The 6633-nt window shown below is 68.1% G+C and carries 6 protein-coding genes and 1 pseudogene; 2 read left to right on the forward strand and 5 right to left on the reverse strand.

Features of this window, described 5'->3' with window-relative positions; translation table 11 throughout:
* Window positions 1–85: 85 nt before the first annotated feature.
* Complete coding sequence (locus DY240_RS20925; RefSeq protein ID WP_119661780.1) at window positions 86–679, reverse strand: PadR family transcriptional regulator; 594 nt, start codon at window positions 677–679, stop codon at window positions 86–88.
* A gap of 401 nt (window positions 680–1080) precedes the next feature.
* Here DY240_RS20925 and DY240_RS32945 point away from each other — a divergent pair, with 401 nt between their 5' ends.
* On the forward strand, window positions 1081–1332 hold the full coding sequence (locus DY240_RS32945) for a hypothetical protein (protein WP_199701902.1): 252 nt from the start codon (window positions 1081–1083) through the stop codon (window positions 1330–1332).
* 207 nt (window positions 1333–1539) lie between these two features.
* Window positions 1540–2256 (forward strand): annotated as a pseudogene (locus DY240_RS33440) (protein kinase family protein).
* Between the two features lie 54 nt (window positions 2257–2310).
* Here the strand turns inward: DY240_RS33440 and DY240_RS20935 are convergent.
* The 4 genes from DY240_RS20935 to DY240_RS20950 all read right to left on the reverse strand — a co-directional run.
* The gene (locus tag DY240_RS20935; RefSeq protein ID WP_119661781.1) at window positions 2311–2559 is read right to left on the reverse strand and encodes a hypothetical protein; all 249 of its coding nucleotides are present in this window, start codon (window positions 2557–2559) and stop codon (window positions 2311–2313) included.
* Window positions 2560–2612: 53 nt separating this feature from the next.
* Window positions 2613–2933, reverse strand: coding sequence for a type II toxin-antitoxin system RelE/ParE family toxin (locus DY240_RS20940; RefSeq protein ID WP_158602926.1), 321 nt, complete (start codon window positions 2931–2933; stop codon window positions 2613–2615).
* A gap of 8 nt (window positions 2934–2941) precedes the next feature.
* Window positions 2942–3178, reverse strand: a complete 237-nt coding sequence (locus DY240_RS20945; RefSeq protein WP_119661783.1) for an addiction module protein — start codon at window positions 3176–3178, stop codon at window positions 2942–2944.
* Between the two features lie 364 nt (window positions 3179–3542).
* On the reverse strand, window positions 3543–6633 hold a 3091-nt coding region (locus DY240_RS20950), incomplete at its 5' end, for a DddA-like double-stranded DNA deaminase toxin (protein ID WP_199701910.1).

Consider the following 6633-nt stretch of genomic DNA (forward strand, 5'->3'; position numbering starts at 1 on the left):
CGGTGTTGCGAACGGATTGGCCGAGCTAATCAAGTTTGACTACTTGGCCAGAGTACGCGAGGGGGAAACGTCTAGTCAAGGTTGATTAGAAGCGCATCTTGAGGGGATCGTGGACCGTTCGCCACGAACCCGGATCATCGGCCATGGTGTAGGCGCCCTCAGACAGTCGTTTGCTCAGGCTCTTCGCCCACTCCAGTTCGGTGCGTGCGTGTCCCGCCCACAGTTCGGCCTGATCGCGGACGTGCTCGGGAATGTCGGGGTTCGGGTTCTCCCACCCCTTGGCCTGCTCTACGAGCTCCGCTTCCAGGCGCGCAACCCGCTCGTTAACGTGCGCGATGGCATCTGCCCTGGTCAGCATGGGCAACATGGCGATGGCCGCGTCGAGCATGGCCGGGTCGTGGGTGCGCCGCAGACCGTCGCGGACCAGTTCGACTATCTCGTCACGTCCCCGAGCTGTCGCGCGGTACAAAACGCGCTCCGGCCCGGAGTTGCCCGGCTCGGCGTGTTCGGTGAGGAGGCCATCAGCCGCCGCCTTCTTCAGCGCGTGATAAATCGAGCCGGGCTTGATCTTGGCCCAAATCTCCGCACCCCAGCTCTGCAGTTCCGACCGCACCTGGTAGCCATGCGCGCCGCCGGAGAGGTGCACGATACCGAGTACCAGGAGCTTCGTCGCCGACATACGCCCACCTCCGCTCAACCTGCTCGGACTCGCTCCGCTTGCGCGCCCGCCAGGGTGGTGTCAAGTCCCACCAACACTAGGGTGCCCTCCTGGTCCGGGTGGTGTCAGCAGACCCGTCGGGCTGCGATGTCTAGCGATGACCAGGTCGACTACGCAGGCACGCCATCCGATCTGCTCCGCACGGCGGTCTCGACTCTGGGACGACTGGCGGCCAGATGGTTCGGATGACCGGATCGCGGTCGGCGATCGGCGCGATCGCTGGCACGCGACGGCCAAGGATGTCACGCCATTGCGTCACTCGGCCCAAATGACGCGGCAGGTCAGCTGACGCGAAATGTCGTAGCAACGGCGTAGGTTGGCTCCGCGCAGGCACAGAACCTTCCGCGGAGGAGATCAGCAGGATGGCAACGCCCAATGAGCTCATGCTCGCGGGCATGAAGGCGAAGTACGAAGAGCAGGCCAGCTCAGCGACGTTCGACCGCCTCTACGAGGAGGACGTCGAGTTCGGCCACATGTTCAGCGTGCTGCACAAGCGGCTCAACGAGCACTTCGACGGCATCAACGACCGTGCGCGGAGCACCCACCACTACTGGGCCGACCCCCCGAGCCGCGACCTGATCGCGCTCATCGACGAGATCAACACAGACCCGTAGAGCCTCAAGGGAGCCGGCATCGACGTCACGTTCGACCCGACCTACCAGGAAGCACTCGAGCGGTGCGAGCCATGGCTGTCCCGCAGCGGGGGCAGCGCCGTCCCGGAGGACTTCGAGCAGATCAAGATCATCAAGTTCGAGCGGGTCTTCACTCGACAGACCGACTCCATCCCACTCGCGAACCAGTGGGAGAAGGTGAAGTTGACGATGGTCGGCGAAGGGTCATACGCCCACGTTTACTCGTACGTTGATCCGGAGTACGACGTCAAGTTCGCTGTCAAGCTCGCCAGGCGCGACATCTCCGAGCGCGACTTGGCTAGGTTCAAACTGGAGTTCGAGGTGATGAAGCGCCTCAGCTTCCCGTACGTCGTCCAGGTGTTCCGTTACTACGAGGACCGCAACGAGTATCGGATGGAGTTCTGCGAGGAGACGCTGGGCGACTATGTGAAAAGGCGCAACAGCAAGCTGACATTCTCGACAAGGAAGCGCATCGCGCTGCAGTTCCTGTACGGCCTCAACTACATCCACAGCCAGGGCTAACTGCACCGCGACATCAGTCTGCAGAACGTTCTCCTGAAGGTGTACTCCAGCGGAGCCGTACTCGTGAAGCTCTCGGACTTCGGCCTTGTCAAGGAGGCGACGTCGGATTTCACCATGACCCAGACTGAGTTACGCGGCACCATCCGGGACCCGCAGTTGGAGAGCCTCAAGGACTACAACGTCACCAACGAGACTTATGCGATCGGGTGGGTCCTGTCGTTCATCTTCACCGGCAGGGAGGCTTTGCGACACGGCAACGATGCTGCAGCCGAGATCGTGAAGAAGTGCACCGACCACGACCCCGACAAGCGCTACCAGTCGGTCCTCGATCTCATCGCTGATACCGAAGCGCTTGTGGCGACGCCCACCGACGCGCCGGCCTGACCAGCGGATCGTTGGGGTCGGCGTCGCACTAGATCACAGATGCGGATACCGAAGTCAGTACTGGACGGAATCCATGTTCCGGCCATCGTTCGCGATGAGCTCCTGAGCCGAAATCGCTTCCTTCCACCGAACTTGGTCAACTACGCGCTGCACCGGAACGCCGACCAAATCAGCGACGAGCCGCCAGCCGTTGAGCCCGGCCGTGTAGCTGCCGAACTCGTCGTCGAAGATTTCCGGACCACCAGCGGTCTCCACAGCGCGCTCGAGGCGGTCGGTGTCACGCCACTTGCGGTACCGGCTCATCGCCCCAACTCCTGCCGACGCTCTTGCAAGTACGTGTTACGTGCGGAAGCCGCTTATCGTCCGCCCGTTCGGCTATGCCAGTAATTCGGCTCACGTCGCTCGTGGGCGAAGGCGAGGATCCGGATCGTGTCGTCGACAACCAGGTAGACGACGCCGTACGGGAACCGCGGCACGGGCACGCGACGAACCGGGGTCTCCGCGGCAACGTGAAGCATGGGCGGGGCGCTCTCAGGCCACCGGTCGACATGGGCGATGGTCGCATCCACCGCGCCGAGAAAGTCTGCACCGAGGCCGGCGTGCTGCTTGTCGTACCAGGGGATGGCGTCCTCGAACTCGGCGGAGGCTTCCGGCTCGATCCGTACCTGATGCTTCAACGGCGGAGTCAGGTGTTCGGCATGAGTCGTGCGCGGACGTCCCCCCACGGCTCACCGGCAGACTCGCCGGCCAGCACTCGACGCGCGCGGCGCTCGATCTCGTGTGCCCAGGCATCCTCGACAGCCTGCCGATCGGTGTCGGCTGGCTCGTCGAGGCTGGCGAGCAGCTCGGCCGCGACATCGGCACGGTCGTTGACCGGCAGCGCGAGCGCGGCGCGAAGAAGTTCCTGAGCCTGGCTGGTCATGGGCCCATTGTAGGCGTCAGCGGTGCCTCACCGCAGTCCCAGCTCGGTCCGCCTCGGCTCGGACGAGCCGCTCCCCGTTTCCGGCCTTGGCCGGTCGCCACGAGCGACAGGAAACGTATCGCGGGCGAGTTGACGGTGAGCAGTCAACATTCGGTTCGTCGGCGCCGCTGTGGCGCAGCACCCAGGCACTCGGGCGCCAGCAGCGTTCCACAGCGCAGGCACTGGCCGGTCGCCTTGAGCTGCTTCTCGTCCTCCGCCGTGCCCGGCATCGTGTCGACCACGCTGTCGGTGGGCACGCCGTGCTGCCGCACCCGCCGCTCGACTCGCCCGCCGGTCTGGATGATCCGAGCGTGGCGAGGCCGGCTCAGTCCAGCCACCGGCCGATGCCACGTACCGTGACCGTCAGCAGCTCTGCCGGGTCCTCCGGGTCGGGATAGTAGATGATCATGGTCGTGCCGGCCGGGAGCAGCAGCTTGACGGCCTGGATGCAGCCCGCCACGACCTGCCGCTGCTCGTCGGGACCGGTGCCCTCGATCGGCACCGCGTCGCAGGGACCGCCCGGGTTGTTCATGACCAGCCGCAGCGTGTTGTCGCGCAGCGCCACCTCCCGTGTCGACACGCGATACGCGAGCTGCGTCTCGAGATGCCACGCCGGAGGCGCCATGGGCAGCCCGAACGTCTGTCTGAACAGCAGCCCGATGCGCTGCTCGAGCGCCGCCAGGTCCTCGTGCAGCCCGCTCTCGACGGTGTAGTTCGCCCACGCCTCGAGATCGTCGCTCGGCGGGAGGCTCGCGATGGGCAGGCCGCTAGCGTCGAGGACCCGCCCGGACTCGTCGACGATGTAGCCCTGGTTGTTCTCGGGCTTGATCGACTCGCTCAGGAGCTCGAGGCGGCGCGCGGCGTCCGCGTAGGGGCAGTCGCCGCCGTCGACGACGCAGCCGATGGGGAGAAGGCGCAGGAGTGACGTCGCCAGCGCCGACTCCTCGACCGCGAGCGTGATGGTCTTGTCATAGCCACTCTCGAGCAGGAACATCGGGCCCCAGGGCGAGGTGTCCTGAGCGAACCGGAGCTCCTCCGGAACCAACGACTCGATGAACGTGCCGTTCCACTTGCTCGAGTGCTTGTTCCAGTCGGGATCCTTGAGCTCCCAGACCCCGTTGAGACAGTCCGATACGCCCTGGCCGAACTCCTTGAATTCTCCCTTGGTGGCGGCCAGGCAGTCCCTGACCACGAAGAAGCTCATGGCGGCATCGACCAGGTCCATCCCGGTGGCCGTGAGGTACTCCTCGTAGAGACGGTGGGCCTGGGCCTCCCGGCCCGCGATTCCCTTTGCCGCGTAGCTGAAGATCGGGCTCAGGACGATCGACAGGCAGGCCTCCTGGGCCCGGCCGACGAACTGTTTCCGGCAGTGCGCGATGCGGTCCTTCGCGTACCCGTCGGGGTCGTGCAGCGGCCCGTTGGGATCGTTGAGGATGTCCTCGACGCGACGGTCGCAGTCGTGGTAGCCGGGCCCGCCGATCTCGGGTCCGTGCTCGCAGGACTCCCGCCACGCCGCCTCGAGTTGGACCAGCTTGCTCTCGGCCTTCCGCCGGTAGGTCTCGAACACCTCGACGGCGATCCGGGCCGCCTCGGACGCGCTACCGTGGGCCCGGAGGTGTGCCTCATACGCGGCGTCGTAGGCCGCGAACGCGCTGGCCGCGTCCTGAGCCGCCGAGACGGCCGAGGCGCGGGCCCACCGCGCCGAGAGCGACGCCTGGCCGGCCGACAGCTGGGCCTGCTGGGTCGCGGCCGCGGCGGTGCGGACGGCCTCCGCGGCTCGTTCCGCGGACGCGGCGGCGTCCTGGGCGTGGCCGACGGCCTGGACCGCGAACGTCCGCGCCTGCTCCCGGGCGACGTCGGCGGCGTTCGCGTGCCCGATCGCCTCCTCCGCGTCGCCGCGGGCCCGGGCCGCCGCGGCCTGCGCGGTGCGGGCGAGCTCGACGGCGCGCTGCGCGATCCGTGCCGTCTCGATCATCAGAGAGGTGGCGATGTAGTTGTGGGTCGCGGTCGCGTAGTCGCGTTGGGCCGCGCGGTGCCGCTCCACCTCGAGGAAGTCGACCTGCATCGCCGTCGTGCCGGCAAGCGCGACTCGAGCGCCGTTGCGTACCTCGGTGCCGTAGGAGTCGTTGCCGGCGATCGCGCCGACCCGCGCCCGGATGTCCATCGCGTGCGCGGTGTTGTACGTCGACGCCAGGAACTTCTCGAGCGCCTCGGGGTCTGTCGAGCGCAGGGCGGTGTTCGCCGCTTCCTCGGTCTGGGCATGCCCGGCTGCGCGGGCCTCGGCGAGGATCCGCCCGACGCGCAACCGGTCCTCGCCGGCCCGCTCGGGGTAGTCCGGATCGGCGAGGAACGCGACGACGGCGGCCCAGTCACCGTCGAGGGCCTGCTGCGCCGCGGCCCGCATGGCGTCGGTGCCGGTGACCATGAGACCGGTCAACGTGGTGCGGTCGTCCTGCTCCTCAGCGGCGGCGAGCCCGGCCCGGACGAACTCGAGGACGAGGACGTCGTCGTCCTCCCCGAGGGCGGCCATGGCGGCCGCGCTGGTCCATGTGCCCGGCACGGTCGCGAAGTACCGGGCGACCTGGCGAGCCTTGCCGACCGCCACCGCTTCGTCGGTCCGCGGGTCGGCGGCCTCGGCGATCAACGCGTCGATCTCCGCCGTGTGGTACTCCCGCATGGGCACGTCGAAGCCGTTCGCGTCCTCCAGCCGCACCTGGGCGGCTTCAGCGCTGTGGTATCGGGCGAAGGACAGCTGGATCTCGAACTCGTCCTGGAGCCGTGCGGCGTCGCCCTCACGCGCCGTCGCGTAGACAGTCTGGGCCGTCTCGGCCGCTCGCAAGGCGTCCTCCGCCGCGCGGAAGGCGTTGTTCGCGTGCTCCGTCGCCAGCTCCGCCGCATTGACGGCGCTGCCGGCGTGTTCGGCGGCGCTCTCCGCCGCCCTCGCCGCCGCCTCCGCATAGGACACCGCACGGGTGGCGGCGTCGCGCGCCTTGCCGGCCGCGTCCTTGGCGATGTTCGCGTGCCGCACCGTCTCGGCCGTCGCTCGCCGTGCCTCTTCCGCACTCGCCCGCGCCCGCCCGGCCGCGGCGAACGCGGCTTGGGCCTCGGCGCTCGCCGCCCCCGCGTACCGGCCGGCGGCCTCCGCGGCGCGCCCGGCCGCCTCGGTGTTCGCGCTCGCCGACTCCGCGGCGGCGACGGCCGCCAGCGCCTGTTCGGTGACGTCCTCGATCTGGTTGATGGGCGAGATCAGGGCCGTGATCTGGGGGCCGTACTGCTGCATGAACCGGTTGTGATCCGCTGCCGCGGCGGCGGCGTTCGCATCCAGTTCCGCCGCGGCCGCGGCCGCCCATGCCTCGTCAGACTTCAGATGCGCCTGCGCCGCCGCGGTCGCGGCCCGCCCGGCGGCACCGGCGGCG

It is taken from the genome of Jiangella rhizosphaerae, assembly GCF_003579925.1.
Taxonomy (GTDB): Bacteria; Actinomycetota; Actinomycetes; order Jiangellales; family Jiangellaceae; genus Jiangella; species Jiangella rhizosphaerae.

Coding starts and splice junctions, on each gene's coding strand:
- DY240_RS20925 (WP_119661780.1), bottom strand. CDS start 679: ATGTCGGCGACGAAGCTCCTGGTACTCGGTATCGTGCACCTCTCCGGC.
- DY240_RS32945 (WP_199701902.1), top strand. CDS start 1,081: ATGGCAACGCCCAATGAGCTCATGCTCGCGGGCATGAAGGCGAAGTAC.
- DY240_RS20935 (WP_119661781.1), bottom strand. CDS start 2,559: ATGAGCCGGTACCGCAAGTGGCGTGACACCGACCGCCTCGAGCGCGCT.
- DY240_RS20945 (WP_119661783.1), bottom strand. CDS start 3,178: ATGACCAGCCAGGCTCAGGAACTTCTTCGCGCCGCGCTCGCGCTGCCG.